Genomic DNA, 15,248 nt, shown 5'->3' on the forward strand with positions numbered 1-15,248 from the left:
TATGTCAACACCATCTCAGAGTAATTTACGTTGTAGCTTTTGCGGAAAAGGTCAAAAAGAAGTTAAAAAACTAATTGCTGGGCCTGGAGTCTACATTTGTGATGAATGTATAGATCTTTGTAATGATATTATTGATGAGGAAAAAGATCGTGAATCCGCTTTTAAAGGAAGTTTTAAGGTCCCTAAACCTCTAGAAATCAAATTGCACTTAGACGAGTATGTCATTGGCCAGACCCAAGCTAAAAAATCCCTGGCTGTGGCCGTGCACAATCACTACAAGAGAATCAACAATATCTCTACAGGTAAAAAAAGCTCAGATGTCGAATTGCAAAAATCGAATATCTTGCTTATTGGCCCAACAGGATCAGGAAAGACTTTGCTGGCCCAAACTATTGCCAAGATTTTAAATGTACCCTTTGCTATGGCTGATGCAACAACCTTAACCGAAGCGGGTTATGTGGGGGAAGATGTGGAAAACGTTGTTTTAAATCTTCTTCAAGCTGCCGACTATGATGTTGAAAAGTGTCAAAAAGGCGTTATTTACATAGATGAAATAGATAAGATCTCAAGAAAGTCAGAGAACCCATCTATCACCAGAGATGTGAGTGGTGAGGGAGTCCAGCAGGCCTTATTAAAAATTTTAGAAGGAACGGTGGCTAACTTGCCTCCTAAAGGTGGCAGAAAACATCCACAACAAGAGTTTATTCAAATCGACACCTCAAATATCCTGTTTATTTGCGGCGGGGCATTTGTCGGTTTAGAAAAAATTATCGAAAATCGAACTACTAATAAAACCATGGGCATAGCTGCTGATATCAAAACGGATCAAGAAAAAGAATCTTCAATCAATATACTTCAAAGCGTAGAGCCTGATGATCTTGTCAAATTTGGAATTATTCCCGAATTCATTGGTCGTTTACCAGTAATGGCAGTCCTTGATCCTTTAAACGAAGTTGCTTTAATTGATATTTTGGTAAGACCTAAAAATGCTATCACCAAACAATATCAAAAACTATTTAACTTTGAGGGAATCGATTTAAAATTTACCGAAAGTGCTCTGAAGGCTATCGCTCAAACAGCTATCAAACGTCGGACAGGCGCCCGAGGCCTCCGTGCTGTATTGGAAACATCCATGTTAGATATCATGTTTGATGTTCCTTCAAAGGTAAATGTTAAAGAAGTTCTTATCGATGAAAATGTAATTAATTTAAAATCTCAGCCCGAATTGATTTTTAAATCTGAAGAAGAAATTAAAAACACAAAACTATCCGACCCCGCAGAAAGCGCCTAGTCCCTGTTTGAAAAGTCTTAACTTTTCAAACAGGTTCTTCCCTTAAGCAGGGATTACCCATATGACTCAAATCGAGGCCGCAGGTGGGAGGCGACTGGGGCTTGGCACAGCCAAGTCACAAAGAGTCCTTCCGACGAGAACGAAGAGTTAAGTCATTAACGTAACCCCTTCGCTTAGGCGGATTTTAGATCTTTGATGAGTTGATATTGATTAACTAGCAAGGCAATATCATTTACTTCGTCTTGTGTCAGATCGGACGAAAAGATGTAGATATTCTTGAATTTTTCAATTTTCTTTAGCTCTAAATGGTTAAAGTTTTTCGTGACAATAACAATGGGGATAAGTGTATTAAGTTTGATAAATTCAAGGTATGTCTGATAGGAATTTTCTTTTTTAAAATCAATGTCAATAACGATGGCGTCGATAAGACTGCAGGTCATTTCTTGATTAGCTTCAGAAACATTTTTTGCGTTCAAAACCTTCAGTCCAGAGGCAACCAATAAAGGACTTAGTTGATCTCTATACCCGATATTTTCAGTTAATAAAACAATGTTTTTGTGTGTCGCTTCACTCACTGAAAACATGGATGCCCGTCTAGGAAAATGTAAATAGAAAATGGTTCCTTTTTTTGCGTTTGATTCAAAGGTAATTTTACCTTCATGGGTCTTCATAATATTTTGTGCTAAATATAATCCCAAGCCCACGCCCTCATTTACTTGTTTGGTTGTAAAAAAAGGTGTAAATAATTTGTCAAAATTTTCTTCTGGTATCAAGGCTCCATTATTATGGATTGAAATAATAATTTCATTAGCCGTTTCAGAAGTGCGGATATTTATCATTCTAAGATCTGTAAATTTAACTAGAGCAGAAATAGCATTATTAAATATATTCAATATTACCTGTTCAGTGTAAAGAAGATCACAAGTAATATTTAAATCCTCAATTTCTAGAGTTACAATTATATTTGTGTTAGCGATTTGATTTTTAATCGTAGCCAATGCAATATTTATGAGACTCCGAACGCTAACGGTGTTGAGCTTTATTTCATCAGATCGAAACATTTTCATCAATTTTGAAATGATATAAGACATCCGTGCGATATTATTTTTTATGGGCTTGATATTTTTCTTAATATCTTCCACTGATTTTTTACTATTATTTAGGTTTTCCTCTATGATATCTGTGTACCCAGAAATGACAGAAAGTGGATTATTCAACTCATGAGTCAAGCCGGTCGTCAGCCTTGCCAAATCTGCCAGTTTAGAAATTCTTAAATTATCTTGTAATAACTGATCTTTTTCAATTTGTTTAGAATGCAACATCGACAAATCAATCAAGTTAAATAATATATATTTTTGGTTATCTAATTCAATGAGTGAACATGAGGCTTCAACTAAGCACCTTCGACCCGTTTTTCTGCGAATGAACAAATCCCCTTCTCTTACTTTTAAGCCAAGCGCATTCGTTATACATATTTCTATAATCGCATCAATATTTTTTCTATTTTGGGCCGCAAAGATTTTATTTATTTCTAGTTCCATCATTTCCCCAACAGAATATCCAAAAAGTTCTTCACAAGATTCATTAACCATAACAATTTTTCTGTCTGGTACTGAAACTAATACCACCGGCACGGACATTTGCTTAGAGAAATAAGTAAAATCGCTAATCTTTGTAACCATCGATTTTGAATCGGAACCAAATAGAAATTCCTCTAGTCTAGCTCTTGAATTGATACAAAAACTAGACATTTATTTTTGGAAAAATATTCCGATTTAAAATCATGTCGATGAAGGTCTGTTTTTTAATTTGGCTCGTTATAGGCCTGGCTCTGGCGGGAGTAGGCCTTGCTGATCAAATCTACAATAGAGAATTTCTTCAAATCTCTGCCTGTAAAATAATTTATGACTTTGATCAGAAAAAAATAGAGACCATCTTATCCAAATTCAAAATCAATTCGAGTCAATTTGTCTATAGCAACTTTATAAACAAAGAGAATTTAGAAATTCAAAATAGTTTGAAATCAATTAACGATTTGCCCTGTGAAAATCGGTCTTCTTCAAATTTTACTTATATGCTATTCAATGCAATGGAATCTTTTTTTTATTTAGACTCAATTTTTAATGAAGAAGTCAAATGGCAAAAATCTATTTCGCAAATTTACACACGGCTGAATTTTTTAATTAAAAATGTCGAAAAAGGGAAATCAATAGAAAAAATCTACCTTGCCGATTTAAAAAAAATATGCAACTTGAAACATCAGCACCAAATATTAACTAATTATCTAAATACGGGAAGGGGCTGTCGCAGGCCAATTAATACTTGTTCTAATACCTCGCCAAAATTAGAATTGTCTTTACATGAGATCAATTTGAATAAAAACTATTCTCTATTTAAAAAAAAATGGACCTCTTATGAAATCAAAGAAGAATTAGATGCTGATTGTATTGATATTTAACTCGATATTTTCTCTCTCTGTGTCCCTTATTGCCCTCTCTGAGGAGCCCACTCCTAATTGCGTTAATGAGTCTTCAAATAAACTCTTACTTCAGGCTTATGAATTACAGAAAAATAATAATACTTCAAAGGCCCTTGAAATTTATAAAAAGGGAATCGATTTAGACAAAAGTTGCGAAGCCCTTTATTATGAAATCGGTTGGTCCTACTGGAAACTAGGTGAATGGAAACTTGTCGTAGATTCTTGGAAATCCGCTTTAAAAATTAATCCTGAGCATAAAAATATTAAGCTGTATATGGATACGGCGGTTGAAAACCTCAAAATTATTAATTCTGGTCAAAAAACTAATGTCTTTCGAAAGGAGACCGCCCTCTTCAGTCAATCACTGCCAAAAGACTCACCACTTCAATTAACCTTAATCCAACGCTGGCAATCTTATAACAAAACGCCAGAATTGATTTCTGATCATTATGATGAGGATATATTTTCTCCAAAATCTATTCAATTTTCTAAAAATGGTGAAAGTGTTTTTGTACATTCATTAGAAGGACATAAAACAGTTGTTTTTAATCAAGATGGCAGTCAGAAAAAACACGTTATTCACCATTCTTTTACCTCAAAAGACTCACCACTTTTTGAGAAACGTCCACCTTTTGATTATAAATTTAGCTATGAAAATCCTAACGTTTTTTCAGGAAAACCTGTTGAAAGTGTTCTTTCTCATAATGGAAAATATCTTTGGGTTACCTATTATCGAAGAAGTTATGATGAGCTGGGACAAGAACCCTCTGCCGTATCTATTATTGATACGGATTCATATAAAACAGAAAAGGTTTTCGGCACAGGCCCCATTTCTAAGTATATTGAAAAATCACATGACGATAAGTGGATGGCAATTTCAAATTGGGGAGACAATACCGTCAGTATTTATAAAATCGATAATCCAAATCTAAAAAATATCAAGCCTTACCAATTACTTATTGTTGAAAAGAGACCTTCTGCAATAAATAGGAAAGTAAATAGGGACAAACTCTGTGGATTTTGCATTAGAGGTTTAGCTTTCTCAAAAGATAGTAAATACCTTTTCGTTTCACGAATGAAAGGGGGTGGGATTTCAATCTTTCATCTGGATAAAAATAATAAATTTCAGTATAAAGCAACGGTCTTTGGTATCCAACCTGGCACAAGAGACTTACATCTATCCCTAGATGGGAAATTTTTATTTGCTGGCTGTAACTCATCTGGAACCATTGCCAAGATCCCTGTTGAAGATTTTCTTACCTTCGTAGATAGAAAGAAAACTCAAACAATTGAGTTAACAAGCCTGGAAATCTCTAACTTGAAAATTTTAAAACAATTTATCGGCTTGGGTGTACGCAGTTTTAAACTCCATCCAACATTAAATTATATATTTTCCACATCTAATAATGGAAGTGAAGTCATCATGCTTAAATCTGATGATTTAAAAGTTTTAGGAAGGATCCCCGTTGATTCTTATCCTGTTGGATTGGGCATAAGCCCGTCAGGAAAATATCTGTGGGTATCCTCCCAGGGGAAAAATTCTCAAGGTGGAAACTCTGTTTCTATATTTTTAATTTCAGAATTCTTAAGTCAGCAAATTATTTTAGAAGACACCCCTCAATGACATTGCCCCTATGCCGCATTCAAAATGCTTTGTATAAATTTAAGATAAATATTTTGTCTTCATTTAAGATATTGTCAAAAAATACAACAGCTGGGTTTTAAATAGACAAATATTTCTGAAGTATTTTTCACTTTCTCAATTTGGATCATCTATTCTTCTAAGGTCATAAGCACAATAGTCCGATCTAGGTGAGACATGAAAATTCAGTTTCTGTTACCCTTTCGTATGGCCTTATTCACCACTTTTTTAAGCCTGGTATTGATTTCCTGTTCAAGTGGTAAAAATGATGATAACCCATCTAGCGGCGTCACTCCTGAATCAGAACCATGTGTAAACTATAGATCTTTTTCTGACTCTATCACTATTTCGGGAACGGCAAATTTTCAATATCGGCCAGTGGCCATCACTTCTTCCAAACAAGGCCTGATCAGGGCGCTCTCTGGTAGTCCACAAAGTGATTCTATCTCTTATGCAGAAATCGCTGTTTTGAATTCCTCTGGAGATATTATCCAGTGCGGTATTACAAATGCGGATGGTACTTTCCAAATGCCTTTATCTAAAAATGTGGGCGACGTCAGAGTTAGGATTTTTTCAAGAGCTTTTAATGGACGACTTAAAGTGAGTGTCTTGAACAATCCCAACAATAATTCTCCCTACAGCATTGAAAAATCAGTTTCTGTCGGCTCCAGCGATGTCAGCACAGGAGAAATTTTGGCTTATGCAAGAACTAGCCAGAGCGAAAAAATCGAGGGCGGTGCCTTTAATATTCTAAAAGGCCTCCACAAGGGAAATGATTATATTCGAACTCAAATAAACAACGACTCTTGGGTTGCCGAAAAAGTAACAGTGTATTGGAAAATGGGTTTTAACCCTTACTCTTATTTTGGCAACCCCGACAGCCCACTTTCATTTTATAAACCTGGAGAAAGAAAATTATTTATCCTTGGTGGTTCTAATGGAAATGTTGATACTGCAGATACTGATCACTTCGATAATTCTATAATTTTACATGAGTACGGTCACTTCCTTGAGGATGTTTATGGAAAAACAGATTCTCCTGGTGGATATCACAACGGTGACTCTATCATTGACCCAAGGCTTGCGTGGAGTGAAGGTTTCGCCAATTTCTTTCAGGGAGCAGCTCTTGGGAAAAATTTTTATTTAGACACCGCAGGGTTTTGCAATGACCCCGAAGAACCTAGTGGATCTTGTTCGCAAAATGTGTATTTGTCCTTGAGTGAAAATGCTGAAACAGCATCGCTAGACCGCATGCCAGCAGGTACAACTTCAGGAGAAGGTGTCTTTCGAGAGGTTTCCATAAGTCGAACATTATACAAAATGATTTCACCAGCGCAAAACACTCATCCTCTTGGGGCTGGCATTCCTTTTAAAGAGCTTTGGAAATCTTTCACAGATGAAACCATAGGTTACCATGCGGGTTCTCAATCTTTCAGATCAAGTATAATTATGAACAAAAACATAGATCAAATTATTTCGACATCCTATTCTAGCTTAAGTTCTTATTTGGATACCATTTTAACTAATGAGAAACAAAGTAAAGTCTACAAAGATTATGCGAATTCATTTACAGAACAAACAGTTAATACCTGCCCCCAAGTAATTCTGAATCCGGTGGCTGATAAGACTTATTGTTCTGGTACCTATTGCCCTATTTATAAAAAATCAGACCAATTTCGCTCAAATGATTTCTATAAGATAGATATTAGTCAGGCGGAAATTGATTCAAATGCGACTATTTCTTTGACTTATACGCAGACAAATTCTCAATACCCCGTGGACCTTGATTTATATTTATATAAACAAGACTATAGTTACTTCGAAGAATTCCAAGAAAAAGAATCGGGAGAACAATCAACAAATATAGTTAAAAGAAGCTCCCGAGCCTATTCGACGTTTGAGTCAGGAAATGAAGCTATTTCATTAAGCCAATTGTCACCGGGAACTTACTTCCTTGTTGTGAAAGCGAACACCTATGGTAAAACCTCGGCGGGAGTTGGATTAGAAGCTCGGTATGTTCTGCAAAAAACTGTAAACTCAATCTCGAGGGATTTATGTCCAATTTATTAACTTCAAAAAAGATTCTTATTTTCTTCTCTTTTTTTTCTTTTGGATTTTTTACTACTTATTTCTTTCAAAGTTATTTTGCCAAAAATCCAAACTTTGCAGACCATAAAATTTCTGAAATTGAATTTAAATCAAAATTAGGAAAGTCCTTATCTTTTGTAAATGTTCAAATGGAAATCATAAATTTAGCCAGAAATAATTCGGATATTACAGAGATAAAAGCCTATATCACCTTGCTTAAATCTTCGAACAACCTCGCTTCTTACTGGTGGACTCTGCCTGAGGGAGTGACCCTCGTTGAGGGCGACATCGAGGGCCTACTTCAAAATGTCGAACCAGAAACGCCTCAAGAATTAAGTCTTAAGGTTTCTGGATTTTCAAAAAGTGAGAAAAAATTAATTTCTCTTTCCGCAAGCACTTTAATTGGAGACAATAGTTTCAGCAATGTGGGATTGATTTCATCAAAACCAGAAGATTCCTATGAATTCATTGCCAATAAGAATTTCCAAGGCAACCTCCTCCAACAAATGGATCTATCAAGTAAAAGTTTAAAACACTTCGACGAAAATAAAATTTATCGCTAAGAGCAAGTTTGAACAACGGTTGCGGATAAGACTCAAATCGAGGCCGCAGGAGGGCCACGACTAAGTCTTGGCAAAACGAAGTCGCTAGGAGTTTCCGCCGACGAGAACGAAGAGTTGAGTCATTTGCGTAACTCCTAGTAATAACAAGATGAAGGTTCTGGGAAAACATCCATAGTTATCATTGGCAAGTAGGTTCCCGGAAAGTGGTTTCCCGCTTTAAAGGATCCGTTGAGAATATATTTACCATAAGCTTTTTCTGAAACCCTGCCCACCAAAGTAGAAATCTGAAACCTTAATGGCAGCATCTGATCAATGGCTAAGGATCTGACACCGTAATTAAAGTTTTCAAGATACTCTGGTTTAAAAAAACGAAAGTCTTCTTGCACAAAGCCAGCATATCCTATTAACAATTCAAGTCCTGGAAAAATACTGAATAACTCTCTACTTCTAAATAAATATAAAGGACTAGTTGAAACCAATGGATCATTTAATGTTATTTTAGAAGGTAAAGATTTAATTGTAGCATAGGAATCTGAACCTTCATCAATACCAAATAATCGAAACTGTATATCTAAAACTTCTCCTGGCATCACACATAAATAGGGAGTAAACCAATTTGAAGGAATTTTGAATTGAGCATCAGGCAGAGCTAACTTTTTTGACCATTTCCATAATAAAGACCGATAGAGCGAAGTTTGCTGAAGGTCCCAGCGGTTCCAAAGTTCAACGGGTGCTGAAAGTCGTAACTCTAACTGTTCCAATTTTCGTTGAGAGTTATCCATTCCCATAACTGAAAGCTCTGGATTTAACGTTACTGAAGACGGCATCTTTATATGTGCAAAACCAAGAACATGACCAAGCTCATGAAAAAACAAGGACCGTCCATCCACTTTTATTTTATGACCTTGAGAAGCTTCAAGATACTTCCCAGAACGACCCTGAAAATCGATTTCTAACTGAGGATGAAATGAGATCACCGGCAGGGTTGTCTCAGTCTGTCGGTAATAAAGTCCTAGAACAAGCTGAGGAAGATCAGTTGAATTTGATGGCAGAACCTCTTGAAACTGCGAAAATGGAAATTGACCGTCATCTGCTTGAAACGCTAAGACATCACAATCTTTAAAAGAATTTGGATTCATGGACTTTGAATCCACCTTCAGAATATTCACTTTAAGTGGTTTTCTTCCGTCAATAAGGTCAAATCCACTTACTTTTTTAAGAAAAACTGTCATCGCTTGATCAAAACCAAACCCTTCAATTTTGAGTTTTTTGTCAACACAAAGATTTAGCTCTCGATACAAAAAAACAATATCATTTATAAAAATATGCTTAGAAGAAGAATCACTTGAAATTTTTATTGAAAGCGGCGCTGGTCGCCGCACTGGCAACCGGTACAACCACGGAACATTTTCCTCTCTCAGATCAACTTTTTTTCTAAGTACATCGTCGGTTCCCCACGAACTCCCTTCTTTTTCCACAAAGGTATGTTCCATTTCAAGAATATTAGGTTTTGCTTCTGTTGTATTCAAGAATAACAAAAAATTAAACACCAATATCAAGACTCCGTAGCTAAAGGTGTTACTACTGATTAAAACCCATCTTAATAAATTTTTCATGTTATAAGCTCCGCCAATTGCCAATGAATATGAATTAATGTTTCCGGCTCGCCTGAAGATTTAACTTCTTGACGAATTTTTTCCCTGAGTTCAGAAATCCATTGAACTATTTTATCTTTACTTTCGTGAGTCAACGCATGCTGCTCCAGTTTATGATATCCAGGATAATTCAAGAAGTTGGCTGCTTGATCGAACCAATACTGATGAATTTCATTAATTTTTTCAGGAGTGATTGAAGGAATGACATTAAACTGAACGGGGTTTGAGAAGAACTTGCCCTCTTTCTGGTAAATTAACTGTAGCTGAACTAACAAATCCAAAGATTTTTCAACTGAAGAAAGTGGTATCTTCAAACTATGGCTTAGGAAAACAGCTTGCTCTTGAGGATTGGATAACTTCAAAACCTGCGGCAGGCGTAAGGACATCAAAATAGTAGGAGTCCATGGATCGTTAAAAAAAAGTTCATATCTTCCTATATGTAAATCTTCAAGGCCTTGGGCCTTTAATTTATTTTTTAGTCCTAATGTTTCTAAGAATGCTGGTAGCCTGCCACTAAAAACATCGATGGCTTTTAAAAACATTTCAAATGGAATATCCCGTCGTCCCATTTCCCAATGGTGATATGTGGAAAGGGTTGCTATTTCTAAGGCTTCTTTCGCAGCTAACAAAGTTCGGGATCCTCGAAGGGCTTTCAGAAAGGGAACAATGAAATCTTTACGAATACCTAATTGAGTTTTCATCTTGGATTTTTTTCGCAATGTCGGAACAATTCTGGGTGCAAAAATGGCTTGTTCCATTTCTTGAAGCTTCATTCCTTCTTTCTGTAAAAATAGAAGAACCTCTGGCAGACGTGCCTTTCTTTTTGGATAAATTATTTTAGCAAGAATCGCATAACGTGACATTAAAACACTTTCTTGATGTCTGTATAATTCTACTTCGATTTTCTACATTTATTTTCTACAGAAAGAAAGGAGTAAATACACAGTTTTCAAAACTCATTATAGACTGGGTTATGATTGTACTTTTTATGGCCGAATCTATTACGATGGCCCATATCCTTAGACCCTTGATGCTAGCAGAAATGCTAAATAAAACCGATAATAAAATATTTTTCGCCTGTTCAAAAAAATACCAACCTTGGGTTGAAGAAAAGAAGCTATCTTTCTGTGAAATTCATTCCCTAGAAACACATACTTTTCAACAACGCTTGAGCGTTGGTAAAACCTTTTTGGTTCATGATGAAATTTCTGAGCAGGTAACAGAGGACCTTCAACTTCTTCAGACCTTGCGCCCAGATGTTGTTATTGGTGATTTCAGACTCTCTCTCGGCATCAGTGCTCGAATTGCTAATATTCCCTATCTAAGTATCATTAATTCTTATTGGCCTCGGTTTGATCCAAAGAAGTTGCCTGTCCCTGATATCCCTTTTTTTCGCTTCTTAGGAAGGAAAATCTCCTTCTTTCTGTTTTATTGGGTCCGCCGTTGGATTGTTCCATTAGTACTTAAAAATCAAGTCCAAGACTTTAACAAAGTTCGTCGTGAATTTGGGCTGCCTCCACTTAGCAATGTTATCGACTCTTATTACGATGCCGATTATTTACTTTTTGCAGATGCCGAAGAGTTGATTCCTCCTCCAAAAAATTTTCATACTCCATGGAGTTACCTAGGGCCACTAGCTGGCAGTTTACCTTGTGAGTTACCTGAGTGGTGGTCTGATCTTTCTTCTGAATTGCCCCTTGTGTATATTAATTTGGGTTCCTCAGGACGTCAGGAACTTGTACCTGAAATAGTTGAAGAGTTAAAAAAACTTCCTATTCAGATCATTGTTGGCAGTCCACAATTGATTCCACATACTCCAGGGAAAGTATTTTCAGCGGCTTTCCTTCCTGGTGAAAAAGTTTGTGCTCGAGCAGATTTAATTATTTGCAATGGAGGGGCTCCCTCTGTTTATCAAGCCCTCCTTGCCGGTAAGCCGGTCATTGGAATCACAAATAACTTAGATCAAAGAATTGGAATGCCTTATTTTTCTAGAGTGCCTTTTGTTAAACAATTTCGTGGCTGGGATTTTAATGCCCATAAATTGATGGATCTCGTTAAAGAAACTCTGAATAATAAATCTCTCAATCTCCAAGCTCAAGAATTTTCAATCATTTTGCAAAAATATGATATTCAAAAACGGCTTTTAGATGCCATCGCCAAAGTAAGAACTCGCTCAAATTAAATGGTCCTTCTTATTACATTGTTTTCATTAGACAGCTTCTCTTTCTTATATTAATTTCAGGTAAGGAGATTTGTACTCATGCAAAAAGGATTTAATTCAGATGTCACAGTCAAAGGGAAGAATTACCACGTTCAAACAGAAGACTGGGGTTTGCAAAATCCTTATATCGTTACACGAGTGTTTAATGGGGGGGCTGTTGTTTCAACGATCAAAAAAGCCTACTCTGAAGTCTTAAATCAATTTTCCATTCGTTCGGAAGTCGCCATCAATTCTGCTCTAAGAAAACAACACGCCGACACCATCGATCATCTCGTCAGCGGCAAGATTGGAATAGAACAAAACCCATTCTAGTGTTAGGCTATTTTTCTTTGGAGGAAGTGCTGCCGCCATCCGTACCGCCAGATTTCGAAGATGGCGCTCCCTTTCCTTTGTCTTTTTCAATACGAGGATTAGAGTTGTCACTCAATTTTGTATCAGCCAAAACGCAATTAGGGCAAATCCCTTTAACCTTCTCATTTAAACCAGCTTCAGTTCCAGCTTCATCTAATCTCATGGCTCTTCTATAATCCTTATCTATATCTTTTAGGATATCAACTTGATCTTTTAGATCAAACTTTTTTACACCACTCATATTAATAGGTTCAGCTGTTGGTGTTGGAGTTGTCTCAGGTTGTGGAGGCCCACCCGCAGATCCCTGAGAACCTGCAGCAGGTTCTTCAGCGTGGGTGAGGGTATAAAAACAAAATGTTATCACTAAAAGTATTTTAATCATCCCTACTCCTATAAAAATAATTCTTGTGTTGCGGGAGCTATAATGTCTAACAAATTGTTAAAGGTACTCGCCACCTGCATGGCGACGCTGGGACCTTCTTTGCTATCCACCTTATTAATATCTCCGTTCGGTTTATAAGTTACTTTAATACTGCCCAGACCTGGTCGAGTGACTGCCACGGGTTTATTATACTTTTCTTCATATTGAAGCTTAACTACTTTTTTTGCCTGGTCCTTAATTTGAGTGATCCTGCCCTTGTTATCATAGGATAACTCAATTTTCTGCCCTTCGGAGTTTTCAGCAAAATTTAAATTGCCTTTTGTATCATATTGAAACTTTGTAAATTTTGTGGAAACTTTTTTCCCTTTTTCATTTAAATTTTCGATAGTCACTTTGACGGGCTTTTTAATTGTCGCTCCGTACTCGAATATCAGTTTGTTACGATCCGTCGTTTTAGACCTTACCATCCCGTCGGTCGTGTACTCATAGGTCATTTTATTTCCATTTTTTCTAATGGAAATGGGTCTCCCAAAAACTTCGTGATAACTGATATCCATTTCATCATCATTTTCTTTGGATAACACTCGCGAAAGAATGAACTCACCATCAGGTTTTTGTTTATGCCAAAATTCATATCGACTTTGAGCCATTGTTTGTTTTCCACATACCTTTTTAACAGAAGACCAAAAATGACCCTTAGGATCTTTTTTATCTACCTCATAATTATATGTTTCTGTACATTTATCTCTATCGACAAACCCAATAACCCAATCATTATTTTGATTATATTTGATCTGCACAGTTGAACCATCGGTAAAAGTAATTTTAGTCACATTATGTAGATCATCATACTGATATTTAGTAGCAAATTTCTTTGAATCGAGAGAATAGGTTAAATCATCTGTATTTTGATATTGATATTCTGCCTTCAAAGAATTAGGTCCCAAGACTTGATGTACTTTTTTATTAGCTGGATAGTATTTAAAAGTTAATTTTCTTGAACTCGAATCAGAAACTTCTTTTAAAAGACCTAATTTATCATATTCGAGCTTTAACATATTGCTATTCTTATCATACATATGAGTCAGCTGTCCTTGGGGATTAAATCTTTGTTTGGATCCATCGGGAAGAGTTCGTTCATAATAAGTTGATTTGAATACAATGCTATCTACCTCTTTGCCATTTGCTAAAAATTTACTTCCATCACTTAATTTACTAACCATGCCGTATTTTTTTGCTTCTGCAGCCCTGGTTTCATCGTACTCCAGAAGTTCTTCTCTTCTCTTTTTGTAAAACTCTTCGTTTCTTCCTGAAGATTTTTCAGCTTTCATTTTTCCAATAACGAAATCGATGGTTTTTTCTACATCCTGTTTGCTTATTTCTCTTTGTGAAAAAACAAGCTCTGAACCCGCACCGCACTCTTTAACTTTCAAATTATTTTCACTGGTAATTTCCAATTTCGTTTCAAAGTTCGTACACCATCCAAAACCAAAAATTCCATTGAACAAAGTTCGACTATTGTAAGTTCTTTCTAATTTAAGATCATATCCTATTCCATCAAGGTGAAAATCCACCCATGTATTCGAATAATTGGCATTTTTCATATCCACAATGGAAAAGGCAGGAAGAGAAATAGTCAAAACGAGTAACGGCAACAACATCCATTTCATAATTGTATTTCCTTAATAAACTTCATACCTTGATTGTAACAATTTTTTTAATCCAAATTCCACCAATAACTTGCAAGACTAGCATTATAAAAATAAAAATATAGCCCATTGTCGTAGTGTACATTGGTCTGATAAAAGCTGGATCCATAAACAAAAATACAATAAAAATTACTAGAGGTACCAACATGACAATAATTCCCTGCATGACGCCCTTTGAAGTTATCGCGTCAATTTTTTTCTCAATTTTTTGTCTTTCCCTAATAACATAGACAATGGTCTCGAAGGTTTCGGCTAAATTGCCGCCCGTTTCCTTTAAAATATTAATTGAAGTCACAAACATTTGCACATCGGGTCTGGGTATTCTCTGTCCCAGTTTTGTTAGAGCTTCCTCAAAACTAGATCCTAATTGAGTTTCTGACACGATCGTTTGAAACTCCTGACTGACAGGATTTCCCATAATTTCGATAACTCTTTGCATGGATTGAATGGGGTTTGATCCTGTTTTAATTCCATTTGCCATGATGGTAAGAGCATCAACCATTTGAGTGACAAATCGTGAACATCTTTTTTCATAATTAGCCTTAACCAAGAGCAATGGAGCATTCCATCCTGCTATTCCAATGGATATTCCAAATAACAATCCAGACATAATATCAGGCCATAATAAAAAGAAAAAAACAGCACCCAGCCCGAAACTCATTCCATATAAAAGCCAAGTTACTTTTTTAGGCTCAACAGAAACGCCCATAAGTGAATAATACTTTAGTATAAGGTCCCTGGTACTAGTGGATTTTGTACTAAAATATTTTGAAAAAATACCCGTAAAGTTATAAACAGCAATCGCAATGGCGACCGTAACAACCGGAATAAAAATAAAAGGTTTAAACAAAAATTCCATTTTAGTCC

General features: G+C 36.0%; 13 protein-coding genes. 7 read left to right on the forward strand and 6 right to left on the reverse strand.

Features of this window, described 5'->3' with window-relative positions; genetic code table 11:
* Nucleotide 1 precedes the first annotated feature (1 nt).
* Nucleotides 2-1,291 (forward strand): ATP-dependent Clp protease ATP-binding subunit ClpX, encoded by a 1,290-nt coding sequence (gene clpX / locus J0M15_00165; protein ID MBN8535437.1) that lies wholly within the window; start codon nucleotides 2-4, stop codon nucleotides 1,289-1,291.
* Nucleotides 1,292-1,464: 173 nt separating this feature from the next.
* Here the strand turns inward: clpX and J0M15_00170 are convergent, their stop codons facing one another.
* The gene (locus J0M15_00170; GenBank protein ID MBN8535438.1) at nucleotides 1,465-3,042 is read right to left on the reverse strand and encodes a HAMP domain-containing histidine kinase; all 1,578 of its coding nucleotides are present in this window, start codon (nucleotides 3,040-3,042) and stop codon (nucleotides 1,465-1,467) included.
* 38 nt (nucleotides 3,043-3,080) lie between these two features.
* Between J0M15_00170 and J0M15_00175 the strand changes: the two genes are divergently transcribed.
* From J0M15_00175 to J0M15_00190, 4 genes are all read left to right on the forward strand, one after another.
* Nucleotides 3,081-3,749: a hypothetical protein gene (locus J0M15_00175; GenBank protein MBN8535439.1), complete on the forward strand. Its 669-nt coding sequence runs from the start codon at nucleotides 3,081-3,083 to the stop codon at nucleotides 3,747-3,749.
* Nucleotides 3,727-5,394 carry a hypothetical protein gene (locus tag J0M15_00180; protein MBN8535440.1) on the forward strand — a complete coding sequence of 556 codons (1,668 nt, stop codon included), beginning with the start codon at nucleotides 3,727-3,729 and terminating at the stop codon, nucleotides 5,392-5,394. Before J0M15_00175 ends, J0M15_00180 begins: the two co-directional genes overlap by 23 nt.
* A 195-nt stretch (nucleotides 5,395-5,589) precedes the next feature.
* Nucleotides 5,590-7,482, forward strand: a complete 1,893-nt coding sequence (locus J0M15_00185; GenBank protein MBN8535441.1) for a hypothetical protein — start codon at nucleotides 5,590-5,592, stop codon at nucleotides 7,480-7,482.
* The gene (locus J0M15_00190; GenBank protein MBN8535442.1) at nucleotides 7,467-8,063 is read left to right on the forward strand and encodes a hypothetical protein; all 597 of its coding nucleotides are present in this window, start codon (nucleotides 7,467-7,469) and stop codon (nucleotides 8,061-8,063) included. The genes J0M15_00185 and J0M15_00190 overlap by 16 nt, the downstream gene beginning before the upstream one ends.
* A gap of 134 nt (nucleotides 8,064-8,197) precedes the next feature.
* On the opposite strand, the gene J0M15_00195 is transcribed toward J0M15_00190, so the two are convergent.
* Together J0M15_00195 and J0M15_00200 are read right to left on the reverse strand one after the other, a co-directional pair.
* A complete protein-coding gene (locus J0M15_00195) occupies nucleotides 8,198-9,679 on the reverse strand; it encodes a hypothetical protein (GenBank protein MBN8535443.1) in 1,482 nt (493 codons plus the stop codon).
* Nucleotides 9,676-10,581 (reverse strand): DUF4423 domain-containing protein, encoded by a 906-nt coding sequence (locus J0M15_00200; GenBank protein MBN8535444.1) that lies wholly within the window; start codon nucleotides 10,579-10,581, stop codon nucleotides 9,676-9,678. Before J0M15_00200 ends, J0M15_00195 begins: the two co-directional genes overlap by 4 nt.
* A gap of 110 nt (nucleotides 10,582-10,691) precedes the next feature.
* On the opposite strand from J0M15_00200, the gene J0M15_00205 reads away from it, so the two are divergent.
* Together J0M15_00205 and J0M15_00210 are read left to right on the forward strand one after the other, a co-directional pair.
* On the forward strand, nucleotides 10,692-11,900 hold the full coding sequence (locus J0M15_00205; protein MBN8535445.1) for a hypothetical protein: 1,209 nt from the start codon (nucleotides 10,692-10,694) through the stop codon (nucleotides 11,898-11,900).
* A 78-nt stretch (nucleotides 11,901-11,978) separates the two neighbouring features.
* Nucleotides 11,979-12,251, forward strand: coding sequence for a hypothetical protein (locus J0M15_00210; protein ID MBN8535446.1), 273 nt, complete (start codon nucleotides 11,979-11,981; stop codon nucleotides 12,249-12,251).
* A gap of 7 nt (nucleotides 12,252-12,258) precedes the next feature.
* Here J0M15_00210 and J0M15_00215 read toward each other — a convergent pair whose 3' ends face one another.
* The 3 genes from J0M15_00215 to J0M15_00225 are packed head-to-tail and all read right to left on the reverse strand — an operon-like array spanning nucleotide 12,259 to nucleotide 15,240.
* Nucleotides 12,259-12,672, reverse strand: a complete 414-nt coding sequence (locus J0M15_00215) for a hypothetical protein (protein MBN8535447.1) — start codon at nucleotides 12,670-12,672, stop codon at nucleotides 12,259-12,261.
* Between the two features lie 8 nt (nucleotides 12,673-12,680).
* Nucleotides 12,681-14,342 carry an RHS repeat protein gene (locus J0M15_00220; GenBank protein ID MBN8535448.1) on the reverse strand — a complete coding sequence of 554 codons (1,662 nt, stop codon included), beginning with the start codon at nucleotides 14,340-14,342 and terminating at the stop codon, nucleotides 12,681-12,683.
* 22 nt (nucleotides 14,343-14,364) lie between these two features.
* Nucleotides 14,365-15,240 (reverse strand): type II secretion system F family protein, encoded by an 876-nt coding sequence (locus J0M15_00225; protein ID MBN8535449.1) that lies wholly within the window; start codon nucleotides 15,238-15,240, stop codon nucleotides 14,365-14,367.
* Nucleotides 15,241-15,248: the final 8 nt, after the last annotated feature.

It is taken from the genome of Deltaproteobacteria bacterium, from assembly GCA_017302835.1.
Lineage (GTDB): Bacteria > Bdellovibrionota > Bdellovibrionia > Bdellovibrionales > Bdellovibrionaceae > UBA2316.